Consider the following 15,578-nt stretch of genomic DNA (forward strand, 5'->3'; position numbering starts at 1 on the left):
CGCTTATACGCCCGTTTTCAAAACCTTGTCAGCGGACAAATTGAGGTATTGCGGCACGGTTCCGTCTTGACATCGGCCGCGGCCATTCGTCAGCCCAAGGCTTGGCGTCAAGCCTTGGGCTGTTATGTCAGGGGCGACCGTGTACCAAAGACTAGGCGGCGGTCTCCATCGCCTCCAGCTCGTCGATCATGCCCTCGATGACCTTCAGGCCCTTCGACCAGAAGGTCGGATCGGCGGCATCGAGCCCGAACGGGGCCAGCAGCTCGGAGTGATGCTTCGAGCCGCCCGCGCGCAGAAGATCGAAATACTTCGTCACGAAATCCGGATGCGCCTCGTTGTAGAGGCCATAGAGCGAGTTCACGAGGCAATCGCCGTAGGCATAGGCGTAGACGTAGAACGGCGAATTGATGAAGTGCGGGATGTAGGCCCAGTAGACCTCATACCCCGGCTTCAGCTCGATGGCCGGGCCCAGGCTCTCCTTCTGCACGTCGAGCCAGAACTCGTTGAGCTGGTCGGTCGTCAGCTCGCCCTTGCGGCGGCCTTCATGGACCTTACGCTCGAACTGGTAGAACGCGATCTGGCGCACGACCGTGTTCAGCATGTCCTCGACCTTGCCGGCGATCATCGCCTTCTTCTCGCGCGGACTCTTCGTCTCGGCGAGCAGAGCGCGGAAGGTCAGCATCTCGCCGAAGACCGATGCGGTTTCCGCTAGCGTCAGCGGCGTCGGGGCCAGCAGGGGGCCCTGCTCGCGGGCCAGCATCTGATGCACGCCGTGACCCAGCTCATGGGCGAGGGTCATCACATCCCGGGGCTTGCCCTGATAGTTCATCAGAACATAGGGATGGACCGAGGGAACGGTCGCGGCCGAAAATGCGCCCTGCGCCTTGCCTTCGCGCAGCGGAGCGTCGATCCAGCCCTTGTCGAAGAATTCCTTGGCGAGGCTCGCCATATCGGGCGCGAACGCGCCGTAGGCCTTGAGGATGATGCTCTGGGCTTCGGGCCACGTGAACACCTGCTCCGGCTTGTCGGGCAGAGGCGCGTTGCGATCCCAATGCGAGAGCTTGTCCATGCCAAGCCAGCGCGCCTTCATCGCGTAATAGCGATGAGACAGACGCGGATAGGCCTGCCGCACGCTTTCAACCAGCGCGTCCACCACCGGCGCCTCGACGCGGTTGGCAAGGTGGCGGCTGTCGGCGACATCCTTGAAGCCGCGCCAGCGATCCGAGATCTCCTTGTCCTTGGCGAGCGTATTGGTGATGAGCGTAAAGAGCCGGATGTTGTCCTTGAAGACCTTGGAGAGGGCCTCCGCCGCGGCGTGACGGCGGGGCTCGGCGGTGTCGGACAGCAGGTTGAGGGTCGCCTCTAGCGCCATCGGCTGCGGCTCACCCGCGACCTCGAAGCGGAGGCCGGTCATCGTCTCGCTGAACAGACGGCCGAATGCGCCGCGCCCGGTCTGGCTCTTCTCCGTGAAAAGCTGCTCGATCTTTTCGTCGAGCTGGAAGGGCTTCTCCTTGCGCAAGTCCTCGATCCACGGCTTGAAGCGCGCGAGCTGCGGATTTGCCAACGAGGGCGCGAGGGTGCCTTCGTCGATCTGATTGAGTTCGAGTTCGAAGAAAATGAGATCGGTCGAGATCCGCGTCAGCTTTTCCGAGACGTCGCCGTAGAATTTCGCGCGCGTCTGATCGGCCTGGTTGGCCGCGTACAAGAGCCCCGCGAACGACCCCAACTTGCCCATCAGATCGGAGATCTGCTCGTAGGCGGCGATCGCTTCCGCGAGTTGAGCGCCGTTGCCTGCCAAACCCACGAGCTTGCCCTGGTACGCATCCTTGATGCGCTTGGCGTCGGTCGCGGCGCGTTCGAGGTCGGCCGCGACGGCTGGATCGTCCATCCCCTTGTAAAGATCGGACAAGTCCCACTCCGGGACGGAGCCGAGATCGGGCGCGTTTGCCGCCGTAGCCGCCGGCTTGGCCGCCGAATGGGCCGCCGGCCAAGCGAGATCCGAAAATGGGCGTGCGCGCGAGATCGGCGTCATCAAGAAGCTCCGGTCGATGGGGATGAGGTCGCCTCAATCTGAGGCGTCCGGGGGACAAGTTCAAGTGCCCGCGGGCAGCCCGATGGCCGCCTCGCCTGCGGACGCTGGCGGGGCAGCACCGCCACGTCTTTTCTCCGGTGGCGCGGGTTGCCGCGCCACAGGGCGTCAAAAAAGGTTCAAGGTGAGCTTATCCGAAAGAGCTTGTTTACTGTTGTGGGGCAATCTCGAAGCCGAGTTGAGTTGCCGGTTGCTGTGCGCCCCAGTGTTCGAAGGCGCGCGAGTTCCAGCGGGCAGTGTTCCAGTTCGTGTTGTGTAACGAGTGTTTCATGGTCAAGCGTGTCCTTATCGTCGATGACGATCCTGCCCAGCGCCGCATTCTCGAAGAGACCGTCAAACGGTTCGGTTTCGAAACGCGCTCCACCAACTCCGGTGAGCAAGCAATCGAGATGCTCGAAGGCGCCGAGCGAAACTCCATCTCCCTTGTGCTGCTCGATCTCGTGATGCCCGGCATCGGCGGCATGGCCGTGCTCGAGCACTTCAAGGGTCACGCCTCGCCCCCGATCATCGTGCTGACGGCGAACGGCTCCGTCGATGCCGCCATCGGCGCGATCCGGCTCGGCGCGGTAGACTTCGTCATCAAGCCCGCCTCGCCCGAGCGCCTGGAAGTCTCGATGAAGAGCGCCATGAAGATCGAGGCGCTGTCGGACGAGATCACGCGCATCAAGAAGAAGTCCGAAGGCACGCTGACCTTCGACGACCTCATCATTCGCGGTGACGGCATGCAGCGCGTGATCGCGCTCGGCAAGCGCGCCGCAACTTCCAACATCCCCGTCTTGATCGAAGGCGAAAGCGGCGTCGGCAAGGAGCTGATCGCGCGCGCCATCCAGGGCGAAAGCGAGCGCGCAGGCCGGCCGTTCGTCACCGTCAACTGTGGCGCCATTCCGGAAAATCTCGTCGAAAGCACCCTGTTCGGACACGAAAAGGGAGCGTTCACGGGTGCAGTCGACCGCCGCGTCGGCAAGTTCCAGGAAGCGGACGGCGGCACGCTGTTCCTCGACGAGGTCGGCGAGCTGCCGCTCGACGCGCAGGTGAAGCTGCTGCGTGCGCTGCAAGAGGGCGAGATCGATCCGGTCGGCGCAAAGAAGCCGGTGAAGGTCAATTTCCGCCTCATCTCGGCGACCAACCGCGACATGATCCAGCTCGTGAAGGACGGCCGCTTCCGCGAGGATCTCTATTACCGTCTCAACGTGTTCCCCGTCTGGGTGCCGCCGCTGCGCGAGCGCCGTGAAGACGTGCCGGAACTGGCCCAGCATTTCCTCGCACGCTTCGGCGCCGAGGAAGGCAAGCGCATCTCGGGGTTCTCGGAAGCCGCGATGCGCATGATGATGGCCTACGATTGGCCGGGTAACGTGCGCCAGCTCGAAAACGCAATCTTCCGTGCCGTGGTGCTCGCCGACCGGACCGAACTGACAGTCGACGAATTCCCGCAGATCGCGAGCCAGGTCGACGGCTTCGAGGCCGAGATTCCGGCCGCGCCGACGACGCTTCAGAAGCCCGCGGCCTACACCGGCCCGGCGCTGCTGGGAGCCGAAGACACCATTCCGCAGACGCTCGAAGTGCGCGCCTCGGGCGGCTCCTCGGCGCTCGGCATTGCGGCCGTGACCGAGAGCGGCGAAATCCGCGCGCTCGAGGATATCGAGGCTGACATGATCCGCCTGGCGCTCGGCCGTTATCGCGGACACATGACGGAAGTGGCGAAACGGCTCAAAATCGGCCGTTCGACGCTCTACCGCAAGATGCAGGAGTACGGCCTGGAGCCGCGCGTAAACTAAAAACTCCAGATCGTTTACTTTGTGCGCCGGCGGAATACCGCCGGCGCATCACAATTCCACAACAGTCTCGCGCCAAAGTCCCCATCTGCCATGGGCTTGGACGTTCGAGATCTTCTCAATGCGGCTGGCCTCGGCTAGCGTGCCGCGACTTTTCGTGGACGATCGCATTGGGGGGCGTGTCATGCGTCACGGTTGTTTTGTTGTGCGCCCGTTGGCGCTGGTGCTGGCTGCGGCGTCGATGCCAAGCCTCGCGGGAGCCGATCCCGCGGCGCCCCCGCCGAGCGTGCAAAGCCCCGCCGCGCCGGCCGCTCAAACACCGCCGATTGAGACACCCGCCGTTCAAACACCTGCCGTCCAGGCACCGGCCGCGGCCGCTCCTGTTCCGATTTCGCCCGCCGCCGCCGCCGCGCCCTCGCCCGCGGCAGGAGCAACCCCGACCGCGCCGCCGCCGATTCAGCCCGCTGCCACGCAGGCCGCTACTCCCGCAACGCCGGTCGCGCCTCCCGCCGCTTCGCCGGTCGCTCCAGCGCCCGCCACAACAGCCGAGCCTGTTGCACCTCCGGCTGCCGCGCCTCCCGCGACGGAAGCCGCCCCGACGCCACCGGCCAAGCCCCAACTCGGCGCGCTCGTCCGCGCCAAGATCGAAGCACGTGCCGCCCAAGCCTCCGAAGCCGAACTCGGCGACGGCGCGGCCCTCAAGGCGTTCTATCTCGCGCGTTCGGACGCTCCGTTGTGGATTGCCGACGGAGCCCTCAACGATCGCGCCGTGCTCGCCATCGGCGAAATCAAAAAGGCTGGAGACTGGGGGCTCGATGCCTCTGCGTTCTCGTTGCCCGATACCGCCGCGACGCCGTCTGAGGACGGCTTGGCCGACGCCGAACTGAAGCTCTCCCTCGCGGCGCTCACATATGCGCGCCACGCGCGGGGCGGGAGGATCGCAAACCCGGCGGTGCAGCTTTCGTCGTACATCGACCGGGCGCCGCAATTGCTCGATCCGAAAGTCGTGCTCGACCAGCTTGCCTCATCGACGACGCCGGACGCGACGCTGCGCGGCCTCCACCCGCAGCATCCTCAATTCGAGAAGCTGCGTCAGCGTTATCTCACGCTGCTGCACGCGGCCGAAGCCGAAGACATCGTCATTATTCCCAAGGGCCCTGTGCTCTCGCCCGGCCAACGGCATGCGCACGTCGCCCTTCTGAGGCAGCGACTGAAGGTTCCCGCCCCCGCCGCAACGGGAGACGCGCCCGCAGACACGCTTTTCGACGACGCGCTCGCGGACGCGGTGCGAAACTTCCAAACCGAGAAGGGACTTTCGCCCGACGGCGCGGTCGGCAATGGCACGCGCGCGGCCCTGAACGCCATCGACGTGCCGAGCCCGGACAAGGTGCGCGCCAACATGGAGATGTGGCGCTGGATCCCGCAGGATCTCGGAGCGACGCACGTCTGGGTCAACCTGCCCGCATTCACGTATCAGTTCGTGCGCGACGGCAAATTGGTCCACGAAGAACGCGTCATCACCGGTCTCGTCGACAAGCAGACACCGACGTTCAGCGCGGATATGGACTTGGTGACGGCGCATCCGCGCTGGAACGTGCCGGACTCGATCAAGGTGAAGGAGCTCTATCCGAGCCTCGCGCGCGGCGGCACGTATTTCGAAAAGCAAGGGCTGCGCATGACGCGCAACGGCAAGCCTGTCGATCCCTACAATATCGATTGGGGTTCGGCAGACATCAGGTCGTTCGACGTGCAGCAGCCGCCGGGGCCATCCAACGTGCTCGGCCTGTTCAAGTTCACGTTCCACAACAAGCATATCGTCTACATGCACGACACGCCGACCAAGGCGCTGTTCGAACGCCCCAGCCGTCCGTTCAGCCACGGCTGCGTGCGCGTTCGCAATCCCGAGCGGCTGGCCGAACTCGTGCTCGAAGCGGACAAGGGATGGACGGCGGATCAGGTCAAGGCGCTCGTTTCCGGGTCTCCGGTCGAAAACCCGATCCCGCTCGAAAAGAAGCTGCCGGTGCATCTCGTCTATTTCACCGAGGTGATCGGCGATAACGGCGACGTGGCGCGTTATCCCGACGTCTACGGGCACGAAGAGCGCGTCATGCAGGCTCTCGCAGGCCGCTTCGATGAAATTGCGCGCGGGGAAGATCATCTGGCGCCGGTCAAGTACACGCAAGCGCGCTACACGGGCGGAAACCCGCTCGAGACCTTCATGAACAACCTGTTCGGCGGCTTTTGATCCTTCGTGGAAAGGGTTTGTTAACCCTGATGGCCCAAGTCGCCGGGCCGTGACGCGTTTGCCCTTATTACGCCGCCTACAGGCCCTCTTGATCGCGCATTCCAAGGTTACCAACCGTTAAGCAACGGGGCGTAATTCTTAACCTTGGTCTTCTCGATGGGGGATGTCGTTTGAGCGTAAAGGCGGGAGCCATGACCTGCCGGCTTGTATCCGCTGCCGCGACGGCCACGCTGGCCTTGATCGCGCAGGTGGCGGCGGCGCAGGCGCGCGACGACCGCACCATCTCTTTCTATCACATCCACACCAAAGAGACGCTGACCGTCCTCTACAAGAAGGACGGCCGCTTCGTTCCCGATGCTCTCGAAAAGATCAACTGGATCATGCGGGACTGGCGCGTCGGCAAGTCGACGCCGATGGATCCGAACACCGTCGACATCATCTGGGAAATGCATCGCGAGCTCGGCTCGCAGCAGCCCGTCAATATCATCTGCGGCTACCGATCGCCTTCGACCAACGAGATGCTGCGCCGGACCCGCGGCGGCCAGGCGAGCCAGAGCCAGCACATGACCGGCAAGGCGATCGACCTCTCATTCCCCGACGTGCCGATCAAGCGCATGCGCTATTCGGCGATGATCCGCGAGCGCGGCGGCGTCGGCTATTACCCGACGTCCGGCATCCCGTTCGTCCATGTGGATACGTCGCGCGTGCGCCACTGGCCGCGCATGCTGCCGGACGAACTCGCTATCCTCTTCCCGAATGGTTCGAAGCACGGAAGCGTGAGCCCGGCCGCGGCACGTGCCGCCCGCGAGCGCCGCAAAGATATCGTGCAAGAAGTCGCGCAGTTCATGGATCTTCACAACAATCCGAAGGCCGCGCAGCCGGTGCTGGTTGCCGAAGCCGCGCCGACCGTTACCAAGCCTCTGGTCGTCGCCTCGCTTCCGCAACCGCCGATGCCCACTCCGGCCGTCCGACCGCCACAGCCGCACCAGCGCATGGCCGTCGGTGGGCCGCAGCCGACACCTGCCGACATCGCACCCGAGAAGACCGCCGTTTCGGTCGCCGCGCTGCCACCGCCGTCGGCTCCGGCGAAGGTGACGCGGGTCGCTCTCAATCCGGCCGTGGAGACACAGGCCCAGGCCGCGCCGCCGAAATTGCTTGCGGCGCCCGCTCCGGTCGACAAGCCTTCGAAATTCGTGCGGAAGCTGCCTGACGCCGACCGCTCGCGTCTCGACATGCTGGTGACGCTCGCCTCGCTCGAACCCGAAGCGCAAAGCCCGCCGCCGCCGGCTGCATCCCCTGTCGCGCCAACGGCTCGGAAAGCGCCGGCTCCGCTCGTCACCGGTTCGACACCAATCCGCAACGCCCCGATCCGCAACGCGATGACGGCGTCGATGACGCCCGACCTTCCGTTCCCGAAAAAGCCCGTGACCGGTGACGCCGCCGATCCGCGCCCGGCCGCGGCCGGTATCGCGGCCGCCGAGGCGCATCCCTTCGGCGAGGGTTCGACGGATTGGCGCAGCGGCTGGGTCGCCGCTCCCGAATATGACGAAGACCACCCGGAAGAGCTGTCGTACCGGCCGTTTGCGCTGGCACCGCTGCTGACGGAGACGCCTTCATTCGACGATCCCGCGTTGCAGACGCTGGTTCGCCCCGACCCCGACATGGCGATCGCCATGATCGACGATGAAGGTGTCGCGCTGCCGATGCGGCTCGGCGCAGGGCATCAGCAGACCGCCATGGCGTGGGCACAAGAGTTCCGCGGCGACCCGGTCTATCTGGACTCTCTCGCAGCAGCGCCTTCGGATCCGAACGTCTCGGCCCGCCAGCTCGTGTCGCGCTCCGTCAAGACGCGCTGAGCGATTTCTTGCCTCGCGCGCCGGATCGTACGGCGGCCAATGCGCCCTCGTTCCACGCCTTGGCGACGAGCCGTCCCAGCTCCTCGAAATCGCCCTTCTGCGGCGATGTCGAGCGCCAGACGAGTCCGATCGTGCGCGAGGGCTCCGGATCGACAAAGCGCACCAGCGTGATGTCGCGACCGCGCTCTTCGACGCCAATCGACAGCTCCGGAAGAAGCGTAATGCCGAAGCCTGCCGACACCATTTCGACGATGGTGGCGAGGCTCGACGCGCCGAACGTGTTGACCGCATCCACCTGCTGAAGGCTGCAATAGGTCAACGCCTGGTCGCGCAGGCAGTGGCCTTCCTCCAGCAGCAGCAGGCGCTCGTGCTCGATCAGTTCCTTGGTGGCGCGAACACGACCCGAGAGCTTGCGCTCCTTGGGAGCGGCGAGCAGGAACTTGTCTTCGAACAGCGGCAGGTTGGTGAGGTCCTGATGCTTGAGGGGAAGCGCGAGCAGCAGGACGTCGAGCTTTCCCTCGAGCAATTCGTCGGTGAGAATCTGCGTCTGCGTTTCGCGCACGTGGAGTTCGAGATCGGGATACGCGTCGCGCAGCAACGGCAGCAACGGCGGCAGCATGTAAGGCGCGACGGAGGGAATGACGCCGAGGCGGAGCGTGCCGGCCAGCAACCGGTTGGCGTGCTGGGCGTAGGCGACGAGGTCGCGAACGTCGCCGAGGACGCGCGCGCAGCGGGCCGCGATTTCCGCTCCCTTGGCGGTGAGCTGCACGCCGGAACGCGTGCGCTCGACAAGAATCAGTCCGAGGTTCTGCTCAAGCTCGTGAATCTGCATGGAGAGCGCGGGTTGCGTGACGGAGCAGGCATCGGCCGCGCGGCCGAAGTGCAGTTCGCGGGCGAGCGCATCGAAGTAGCGCAGCTGCTTGAGGGTCACGGAAGTCATAAGGCCGCCTGATCAGAGAAGAAACAAATAACGATTAGCTCTGATATAGCCTGCGGTCTATGTTCGCAGCGAACAAACGATCGTGATCGTTATCGCTCACGCATCAACTTCCCGGATACGGCAGGAAAAGCTCCGGCTTTCTCTCGTCCGTTAGCGTCTCGGGCCGTGCGCCGAACCGGCCCGAGACGTTTTTCATGAGTGATCGGACCGTTCGGTCCGCGCAGCCCAACCGGGAAACGGGCCAACCGGGAAACGGGCCAACCGGGAAACGGGCGGGCACCGACCGGCGCCCCCCTCGCAACCCTCTGTCTCGCGTTTACGTCGTCTCGAGATTTCGTCTCGATATTACTCTGCCGCGATCATCCGATCGGCGGCCGCTTCCGCGTCCGACGACATCGGTCCGTCCAGCATGCCGAGGGCATGCATGTAGACCTCGAGCAGGCCTTCTTCTTCCTGGCGCTCGGTCTGGCTCTTCTTCCGCAGCCGCACGATCTGGCGCAGGATCTTGACGTCGAAGCCAATACCTTTCGCTTCCAGATACTTATCGCGGATGTCGCTCGCGAGCGCCTTCTTCTCTTCTTCCAGGCGTTCGATGCTTTCAATCATTTGGCGAAGCTGTTTCTGCGCCGATGCTTGAAGCGTGGTCATGCGTACCCCCAACTGGTCCAGTCCCTCCGCGATCCGCCATGGCGGGCCGCGCATGGGGTGGAAGCTAGTGCCGGCCATGGACCCCAGCAAGGCAGGGTGTAGCGTCATCCAGAGCTTAATCCTGTGGATGGATCCGCCACGGCGCCGTTAGCGCTTGTCCGTTGCCTCATGCGGCACGCTGGCGTCGAAGCGGGTCCGCGCCTCGGGCGAGGCTTCCGTCTGGTAGCGCTGCTGCCATTCTGCATACGGCATGCCGTAAACGATCTCGCGCGACTGGTTCTTGGAGAGCGTCACGCCGCGTTCGGCGGCAGCCTCCTGGTACCAGAGCGACAGGCAGTTGCGGCAGAAGCCCGCCAGATTCATGAGGTCGATATTCTGGACATCCGTGCGCTCGCGCAGGTGGGCCACCAGCCGGCGGAAGGCGGCCGCTTCCAGCTCCAGCGTCAGGGCTGGGTCATGCGATTGGGTCTGTTCCGGCATTTTCGCCTCCATTTGTGATCGTCTAGGCTGCGACGAGTTGGCAGGGTGTCAAGTCGCATCAGCATCTCGCCCGCCTGCGTCTCTGTTACTTTTAGGCGTTACACCCGGCGGGGGGTTGCGCAAAGTCGTATCCCGGCCTTCAATGGCGCACTCTGCGACGCCTTATGGCGTAAACCCAAAAGACGCCCGCTTTCGTTGCCAAAGTCTCGGACCTCCGAGATTCGGACGCGTGGGGGTACGCACTCCTCAAACCCGTGACGGCATGATACGGAACGTCTCCATTGCTCTCCTCGCGACCGCCCTGCTTCTGGCGCTGCCGCACCCCGCCCTGGCCGACCTCAAATTCTGCAACGCCTCGCAGAGCCGAGTCGGTGTGGCGATCGGCTATCAAGATGCGGATGGTTGGGCGACGGAGGGATGGTGGAACATCGCGTCGCAGGCATGCGAAACGATCTTGAAAGGTGCCTTGCCAAGTAGGTTTATCTACATACACGCCGTCGATTACGATCGCGGCGGGGAATGGGCCGGTTCGAACTTCATGTGCTCGGCCGATAAATCATTTGCAATCCGGGGTGTTCAAGATTGCCCGAAGCGCGGTTATAAGCGCACGGGTTTTTTTGAAGTCGACACCGGAGAGGCACAAGAGTGGACGGTGCGCCTCACCGATCCCGACAATAAAGAGGCGAACGGGCAATGAGACGTCATCGGCGGGTCAAGATTGTTGCGACGCTAGGGCCCGCGTCGTCCGCGCCCGGCATGCTCGAAAAACTTTTCATCGCTGGCGCGGACGTATTTCGCGTCAACATGAGCCACACCAGCGCCGACACGGCGCATGGCCTCGTGCGCCAGGTGCGCGATGTCGCGGCCAAGCATCGCTGCTCCATCGGCGTTCTCTGCGACCTGCAGGGGCCGAAATTCCGTCTCGGCGAATTCGTCGACGGGCGCGCGCTCGTGCAGCCCGGCGAGATCTTCAAGTTCGACCAGTCCGGCACGCCCGGCACGTCGCAGCGCGTCAGCCTCCCGCACGCAGCCATTTTCGAGTCTGTCGAGCCGGGGCACATGCTGCTGATCGACGACGGCAAGCTGCGCATGCGCGTGATCGAGGTCAACGGCGCCGGCGTGGTGGCCGAGGTCGTCACCGGCGGCATCCTGTCGAACCGCAAGGGCATCAGCATGCCCGATACGGTGCTGCCGATCAGCTCGCTCACCGAGAAGGACCGCGCCGATCTCGACACCTCGCTCAAGCTCGGTGCGGACTGGATCGCGCTGTCGTTCGTGCAGCGCGCGGAAGACATCATCGAGGCGAAGAAGATCATCGACGGGCGGGCCGCGGTGCTCGCCAAGATCGAGAAGCCTTCGGCCATCGACGAAATCGACGACATCATCGCCGCCGGTGACGGCTTCATGGTCGCGCGTGGCGACCTCGGCGTCGAAATGCCCGTCGAGCGCGTGCCGGGCCTGCAGAAGCAGATCACGCGCAAGGCGCGCGGCGCGGGCAAGCCGATCGTGGTCGCGACGCAGATGCTCGAAAGCATGACGACGTCGCCGATGCCGACGCGGGCCGAAGTGTCCGACGTGGCAACGGCGGTGTTCGACGGCGCCGACGCCATCATGCTGTCGGGCGAATCCGCGGTCGGGCAGTATCCCGTCGAGACGATCGAAATGATGAACCGCATCGCGCGCTCGGTCGAGACCGACCCGAGCTACGACGCTTACGTGCATGCCATCGAAGTGCCGAAGATGCCGACCGGCGCCGACGCGATCGCGGCGGCCGCGCACGCCATCTCCAGCACGCTCAAGGTCGCGGCCATTCTCTGCTACACGGCGACCGGCTCGACCGCGCTGCGCGTTGCACGCGAGCGTCCGAACCTGCCGGTCATCGGGCTCACGCCCATTGCGCGCACGGCGCAACGCCTGTCGCTGGTGTGGGGCATCGAAACGGTGCTGACCAGCGACCCCGAAGATCTCGCGCACATGGTGCGCAAGGCGACGTCGATCGCCTACGAGGGCGGATTCGTGAAGCCGGGCGAAGGCGTGGTGATTACGTGCGGCGTGCCGCTCGGGTCGCCGGGCGCGACCAACATGATCCGGCTTGCGTTCGTGGATGAGCACGGCCTGCCGGACGGTCACAGCCCCGATTACATTCCGACCGGCGGCAAGGTGCCGGTGGAACGGCGCACCCTTCCCAAGATCGCGTCCTAAGATTCCCTCGCAAGAGAACCCCCTCTCCCCGCTGGCGGGGAGAGGGGGTTTGTGCGCCTCGCAGACCGATAGAGGACGCGCATGTGTCGACAATCATTGGACATCCTGCCGACGTAGCATTCGCGGAAACTTGCGTGGGTCCCGACCTGCGTCGGGATGACGTCACAAGGAGGCGGGCGGCTCCCTCACCACTAACGTCATCCCGGCGAAGGCCGGGACCCACGCCAGCATCAGCTTGCGCGACGTCGAGAGAGAGAGCGGTCCCCGCGAAGGGCTTCGCCATGACGCGGGGGGCAGCCACATGCGCTGCGATCCGTCGCTGCTCCTCACCCCAACCCTCTCCCCATGAAGAATGGGAGAGGGGGATCAGACCTTGCGATCGTCGCGGGCCGTCTTGCCGCCCCTGCACCTGCGGGTGAAGGGAGAGGGGGATCAGATGCCTTGGCCTTCGACCTCGACCTTGAGGTCGTCGCGGGCCTTCTTGCCGCCCTGGACCTGCGGGTGAACCTTGAGCAGGGCATCGTAGGCTTCGAGCGCGGCTTTCTTCTCGCCAAGGTGCTGCAGGATGTTCGCGAGCCCTTCGAGGGCCTTGAAGTGATGCGGCTCGAGGGCCAGGACGCGGCGCAGGTCGCCGAGCGAGCGCTTGTAGTCTTCATCGAGGTAGAACAGGTAGGCGCGCCGGTTCCAGGCTTCGGCATAGTCGGGCTGCTGTTCGACGGCGGCATTCAGCAGTTGCATCGCCAGGTCGCGCTTGTTCGCTTCCATCGCGGCGGCCGCGCGCGCGGTCAGCAGGTCGGCCGTCGGGCTGCCGGAGTGCTGCCAGAGCTGCTCGATTGCCGAGGCGATTTGCGTGCCCGTCGCTTCGTCAGGGGCCGTCGCCAGGCGCGCATAGAGCTCTTCGAGCAGCTTGGCGGGGTTTTCTTGTGCGGTCGGTCCCGGAGCTGGGCCTATCGGCCCCTGCGGGCCGGACTGCAGACGATCAGGAAGGGCGCGATTAGAGGGCGCACGCGGTGGGACCGGCGCGCCAGGCTCGATCGCCTCGGGCGCTGCGTAGGGCAGAGGAACAGCATGGCCAGGCGGGGCCGTGGTAGGAGGCGGAGCCTGGGCCAGGGCAGCATGGCCCCAAACGACGGCCGGAAGGATCAGCATCGCGACCACGGCGCTTCGCGCGGCGGTCATCGCAGGACGTCCGAGGAGGCTTGGTTTCATGCCCCAAAGATAGGAAGTGCCAACGGAAACGTCAAAGGGCTTCAGCACAGCCGCCAAGACAAGCAAAACCGCCCGAGCACCGAGGGCGCCGGGCGGAGAAATCGATTTCAAGAAGACTGCAGCGGGCGAAGATGCGCCCGCACCGGCCCGAACCTCTTAGCCCTGGCGGGCCTTGAAGCGGCGGTGCGTCTTGTTGATGATATAGACACGACCCTTGCGGCGCACGAGACGGTTGTCGCGATGACGCGCGCGAAGAGACTTAAGCGAGTTTCTTACCTTCATTGTTCTCAACCATTTGAGGGCAAGGCGGGCGGATGGTGGGCACTACAGGGATCGAACCTGTGACCCCTACCATGTCAAGGTAGTGCTCTACCGCTGAGCTAAGTGCCCATCCGAGCCAAGAATGTCATTCGGCAGCGCCTCCTATACTGGCAATGCCGGGGCGAGGCAAGCGCGGAAACCAACAATCTGCAACGGCGCCGCAGGGCCGGAAAAACGTCGCTTGGCGGAGGAGCTTAAGCCGCCAGCAGGCGCTCGACCTCGCGTACGAGATCCTTGAGGTGGAAGGGCTTCGAAAGCACCCTCGCCTCTTTAGGGGCGGACGATTCATTGTTCAGGATCACGGCCGCAAAGCCCGTGATGAACATGATCTTCAGTTCAGGATCGATCTCGGAGGCGCGGCGGGCGAGTTCGATGCCGTCCATGCGCGGCATGACGATATCGGTAAGAAGAAGCGTGAAAGGTTCCTGCAGCAGGCGCTCATGGGCTTCTTCGCCGTTGGCGAACGAGGTGACCTCGTAACCGGCCTTGGCAAGGGCGCGCTCCAGAAACCCGCGCATCGAGTCATCATCCTCAGCAAGCAGGATCCGGCACTTGGGGAGGCTTGAGGGCTTTGCTGTCATGGATTTCTTACTCGAAATGTCTACTTACTGAGGTGGGCGATGGAACACGTGAATCTGACGCCAGTTTGGTAAACGGAGCGTGAAGTCAGAACACCATGCCCCGAAATTCGACTCGCATCCCTGCACCCTCGATAGCTGAGCAAAAGGCGGGCCAGGATGGCGAAGGCGACAGTCTAGACGATTTTTCCACGGCCCGCGCGCGAAAAGTCCGGCGCGGCGTGGACAGCATCGACCGAGGTTGGCACACTGCCGCTACGGCGACGCCGGATTTACAGACCCGGTGTTTGCAAACGGCACGCATCGACGAGGTGCCCGTGAAGAGCAGGAGCGAATGACCGCGCAGACGTTTTCATCGGCCAGCGATCCGCTGGAGCCGCCGTTTACGATCTTCACGCCCGAGACGCAGATCGCGCCGTTCGTGCTCTGCTCTCCGCATTCGGGACGCAACTACACGCGCGCTTTTCTCGCCCAGTCGCGGCTCGATCCGCTGACACTGCGCAAATCCGAGGATTGCTTCGTCGATGAGCTGTTCCAAGGCGCGGCCGAGCTTGGCGTGCCGATGATCTCGGCGCGTTTCCCGCGGGCTTATCTGGACGTCAACCGCGAACCGTACGAACTCGATCCGGAGCTGTTTGCCGATCCGCTGCCCGACTATGCGAATTGCCAGTCGGTGCGTGTCATCGGCGGGCTCGGCACCATCGCGCGCATCGTTGCCGACGGCGAGGAGATCTACCACTCCCGGCTGACCGTCGATGAAGCGCTCGCGCGCATCGAGCAGTTGTACTTCCCGTTCCACACCGCGCTCGAATCCCTGATCGAAGCGACGCGCGCCAAGTTCGGGCACGCCATCCTGGTCGACTGCCATTCGATGCCGTCGGCGCAGATGGCGCAGTCGAGCGCGCCGCGGCCGGATTTCGTGATCGGCGACCGGTTCGGCGCGGCGTGCGATCCGCGGCTGACACGCTTTCTCAGGGATACGATCGTGGGGGAAGGCTACGACGTGCAGCTCAACCGGCCCTATGCCGGCGGTTACATCACGGAACACTATGGCCGCCCGTACCGGGGCGTGCAGGCCGTGCAGATCGAAATCAACCGCGCGCGCTATCTCAACGAGATGACATTCGTGCGGTCGCCCGGGTTCGGCCGCCTGCAGCGGGATCTCACGCGCATCGCGGGATTGCTGTTCTCGGCATTCGGCCCGGCGCTCGACCGGGCAGCCGCTGCGGAATAGTCCG

Annotated in this window: 14 protein-coding genes and 1 tRNA gene; 6 read left to right on the forward strand and 9 right to left on the reverse strand. The window is 64.4% G+C overall.

Going from position 1 to position 15,578, the window contains the following annotated elements; genetic code table 11:
• Positions 1 to 151: 151 nt before the first annotated feature.
• Together ACTIFK_RS00270 and ACTIFK_RS00275 are read right to left on the reverse strand one after the other, a co-directional pair.
• Entirely contained in the window at positions 152 to 2,032 is a 1,881-nt protein-coding gene (locus tag ACTIFK_RS00270) for a M3 family oligoendopeptidase (protein ID WP_439541034.1), read from the reverse strand.
• Positions 2,033 to 2,237: 205 nt separating this feature from the next.
• The gene (locus tag ACTIFK_RS00275; protein WP_439541035.1) at positions 2,238 to 2,360 is read right to left on the reverse strand and encodes a hypothetical protein; all 123 of its coding nucleotides are present in this window, start codon (positions 2,358 to 2,360) and stop codon (positions 2,238 to 2,240) included.
• Between ACTIFK_RS00275 and ACTIFK_RS00280 the strand changes: the two genes are divergently transcribed.
• The 3 genes from ACTIFK_RS00280 (at position 2,359) to ACTIFK_RS00290 (ending at position 7,962) form a co-directional block, all read left to right on the forward strand.
• Positions 2,359 to 3,864 carry a sigma-54-dependent transcriptional regulator gene (locus ACTIFK_RS00280; protein WP_439541036.1) on the forward strand — a complete coding sequence of 502 codons (1,506 nt, stop codon included), beginning with the start codon at positions 2,359 to 2,361 and terminating at the stop codon, positions 3,862 to 3,864. The two genes, ACTIFK_RS00275 and ACTIFK_RS00280, sit on opposite strands and share 2 nt — an antisense overlap.
• Before the next feature lie 181 nt (positions 3,865 to 4,045).
• Positions 4,046 to 6,106: a L,D-transpeptidase family protein gene (locus ACTIFK_RS00285; RefSeq protein WP_439541037.1), complete on the forward strand. Its 2,061-nt coding sequence runs from the start codon at positions 4,046 to 4,048 to the stop codon at positions 6,104 to 6,106.
• A 191-nt stretch (positions 6,107 to 6,297) separates the two neighbouring features.
• Positions 6,298 to 7,962, forward strand: coding sequence for a DUF882 domain-containing protein (locus tag ACTIFK_RS00290; protein WP_439541038.1), 1,665 nt, complete (start codon positions 6,298 to 6,300; stop codon positions 7,960 to 7,962).
• Here the strand turns inward: ACTIFK_RS00290 and ACTIFK_RS00295 are convergent.
• The 3 genes from ACTIFK_RS00295 to ACTIFK_RS00305 form a co-directional block, all read right to left on the reverse strand.
• Positions 7,949 to 8,902: a LysR substrate-binding domain-containing protein gene (locus ACTIFK_RS00295; protein ID WP_439541039.1), complete on the reverse strand. Its 954-nt coding sequence runs from the start codon at positions 8,900 to 8,902 to the stop codon at positions 7,949 to 7,951. The two genes, ACTIFK_RS00290 and ACTIFK_RS00295, sit on opposite strands and share 14 nt — an antisense overlap.
• Before the next feature lie 345 nt (positions 8,903 to 9,247).
• Positions 9,248 to 9,550, reverse strand: coding sequence for a DUF2312 domain-containing protein (locus ACTIFK_RS00300; RefSeq protein ID WP_439541040.1), 303 nt, complete (start codon positions 9,548 to 9,550; stop codon positions 9,248 to 9,250).
• A gap of 147 nt (positions 9,551 to 9,697) precedes the next feature.
• Entirely contained in the window at positions 9,698 to 10,030 is a 333-nt protein-coding gene (locus tag ACTIFK_RS00305) for a DUF1244 domain-containing protein (RefSeq protein WP_439541041.1), read from the reverse strand.
• A gap of 262 nt (positions 10,031 to 10,292) precedes the next feature.
• Between ACTIFK_RS00305 and ACTIFK_RS00310 the strand changes: the two genes are divergently transcribed.
• Both ACTIFK_RS00310 and pyk read left to right on the forward strand, forming a co-directional pair.
• Positions 10,293 to 10,727: a DUF1036 domain-containing protein gene (locus ACTIFK_RS00310; RefSeq protein ID WP_439541042.1), complete on the forward strand. Its 435-nt coding sequence runs from the start codon at positions 10,293 to 10,295 to the stop codon at positions 10,725 to 10,727.
• On the forward strand, positions 10,724 to 12,232 hold the full coding sequence (pyk, locus tag ACTIFK_RS00315) for a pyruvate kinase (RefSeq protein ID WP_439541043.1): 1,509 nt from the start codon (positions 10,724 to 10,726) through the stop codon (positions 12,230 to 12,232). Before ACTIFK_RS00310 ends, pyk begins: the two co-directional genes overlap by 4 nt.
• Positions 12,233 to 12,664: 432 nt before the next feature.
• Here pyk and ACTIFK_RS00320 read toward each other — a convergent pair whose 3' ends face one another.
• The 4 genes from ACTIFK_RS00320 to cpdR all read right to left on the reverse strand — a co-directional run bounded on the left by ACTIFK_RS00320 (position 12,665) and on the right by cpdR (position 14,343).
• On the reverse strand, positions 12,665 to 13,411 hold the full coding sequence (locus tag ACTIFK_RS00320) for a tetratricopeptide repeat protein (RefSeq protein ID WP_439541044.1): 747 nt from the start codon (positions 13,409 to 13,411) through the stop codon (positions 12,665 to 12,667).
• A 186-nt stretch (positions 13,412 to 13,597) separates the two neighbouring features.
• A complete protein-coding gene (gene ykgO, locus ACTIFK_RS00325; RefSeq protein ID WP_439541045.1) occupies positions 13,598 to 13,723 on the reverse strand; it encodes a type B 50S ribosomal protein L36 in 126 nt (41 codons plus the stop codon).
• Between the two features lie 33 nt (positions 13,724 to 13,756).
• Positions 13,757 to 13,831, reverse strand: a tRNA-Val gene (locus ACTIFK_RS00330).
• Between the two features lie 125 nt (positions 13,832 to 13,956).
• Positions 13,957 to 14,343: a cell cycle two-component system response regulator CpdR gene (gene cpdR, locus ACTIFK_RS00335; RefSeq protein ID WP_439541046.1), complete on the reverse strand. Its 387-nt coding sequence runs from the start codon at positions 14,341 to 14,343 to the stop codon at positions 13,957 to 13,959.
• Positions 14,344 to 14,674: 331 nt separating this feature from the next.
• Here cpdR and ACTIFK_RS00340 point away from each other — a divergent pair, with 331 nt between their 5' ends.
• Complete coding sequence (locus tag ACTIFK_RS00340) at positions 14,675 to 15,574, forward strand: N-formylglutamate amidohydrolase (protein ID WP_439541047.1); 900 nt, start codon at positions 14,675 to 14,677, stop codon at positions 15,572 to 15,574.
• The last annotated feature ends 4 nt before the right edge of the window (positions 15,575 to 15,578 follow it).

Source organism: Hyphomicrobium sp. (genome assembly GCF_051860585.1).
Classification (GTDB): Bacteria; Pseudomonadota; Alphaproteobacteria; order Rhizobiales; family Hyphomicrobiaceae; genus Hyphomicrobium_C.